This is a genomic window from Thauera phenylacetica B4P (genome assembly GCF_000310225.1).
GTDB lineage: Bacteria > Pseudomonadota > Gammaproteobacteria > Burkholderiales > Rhodocyclaceae > Thauera > Thauera phenylacetica.
Genome location: NZ_AMXF01000437.1, coordinates 1 through 1,557, shown reverse-complemented (window position 1 = coordinate 1,557; position 1,557 = coordinate 1). Strand labels below are relative to the sequence as shown.

At 75.8% G+C, this 1,557-nt stretch carries 1 protein-coding gene; it reads right to left on the bottom strand.

Annotation, left to right across the window (positions count from 1 at the left end):
- On the bottom strand, positions 1-1,532 hold a 1,532-nt coding region (locus C667_RS22820), incomplete at its 3' end, for an efflux RND transporter periplasmic adaptor subunit (protein ID WP_083881384.1).
- Positions 1,533-1,557 lie beyond the last annotated feature (25 nt).

The window sequence follows — 1,557 nt, the reverse complement described above, 5'->3', positions numbered from 1 at the left end:
CTCCCGCCGCCCGGCGCCGCGCGGCCTGCCGCGTCGCCATCGCCGCCCGCGTCGGGCTGCGCCTGCGCGGCCTCGATGCGGGTGACGACGTACTCGCCCGGCTCGCCCACCTCGAAGCTGAAGCGCACCGCGCTGCCCGGGGCGATGCCCTGCACCAGCACCGGGTCGGCGAGCTGGAAGTCCATGGTCATGCGCGGCCACCTCAGCTCGGGGATGGGCGCGTGGCTCAGGGTCAGGCTGCGGGTCTCGAGATCGACCGCCTCCAGCGTGCCCGTGGTGTCGTAGCGCGGACGCGCGGCGGGCGCGGCGGCATCGGCGCTGGCGGCGACCTCGGCCTCGGGCGCGACCAGGTTGGCCAGCGCGGCCTTGAGCTGGCTCTCGGAGTCGATCAGGAAGTTGGCGGACACGACCACGCGCTCGCCCTCCTCCACGCCCTCGAGCACCTCGGCCCACTCGCGCCCGCGCTCGCCGAGCTTCACCGCCTGCGGCCTGAAGCGGCCCTCGCCGAGCGCGCGCAGCACCACGCGGCGCTCGCCGTCGTCGATGATCGCCGAGACTGGCACCACCGTCTTCGGGGCGGCGTCGCCGACCGCGAGCGCGACCTGCGCGAACATCCCGGGGCGCAGCAGGCCCTCCGCGTTGTCCAGCTCCAGGCGCACGCGGGTGCTGCGGGTGGCGGTGTCCAGCGTCGGGTACAGGTAGCCCACCCGCGCCGCAAGGCTGCGCCCGGGCCAGGCGTCGAGCACGACCTGTGCGCCCTGGCCGAGCTGCACGCGGGCGAGGTCCTGCTCGTAGAGGTCGGCGATGATCCACACCCGGGACAGGTCGGCGATGCGGAACAGCGCCTCGCCCGCCATGAAGCGCCCGCCCTCGACCGCCATCTTCTCGAGCACGACGCCGCTGGCCGGCGCATGGAAGACCTGGCGCGCGCCGGACTGGCCGGCGACCTGCAGGTTGCGCAGGCGCGCGCGCGTCGCCTCGGCGAGGCGGCGCGCCGATTCGCTCGCCAGCGGGTCGTGCGCCGCGCTGTCGCGGGCCAGGCGCTCGGCGATGCGCAGCTCCTCGCCGGCGGACTGCAGCTCGGGGCTGTAGGCGGTGAACAGCGGCTGGCCCTTCTTCACCACGTCCCCCACGGCGTTCACCTGCAGGCGCTCGATCCAGCCCTCGAAGCGCGGCGCCACCACCACCTGGCGGCGCTCGTCGATCTCGACGCGGCCGCTCGCGCGCACCGTGGCATCGACCGCACGCCGCTCGACCGCGGCGGTGCGGACGCCCAGGGTCTGGACGCGCGCCGGGCTGACCACCACCGCGCCGCGGTCGTCGGGCCGGTCGTCGGCGTAGACCGGGAGGTAATCCATGCCCATCGAGTCCTTCTTCGGCACCGGCGAGGTGTCGGGCAGGCCCATCGGGTTGCGGTAGTAGAGGATCTGGCGTTCGCCGCTGCGGGGGTCGTCGGCAGGGCCCTCGGCGAAGGCCTCGCCGGAGCCGCCGCCGGAACCCTCGCCGGAGCCCCTGCCCGCTCCCGCGGCCACGGCTCCCGCGGCCGGCGCGACCGCG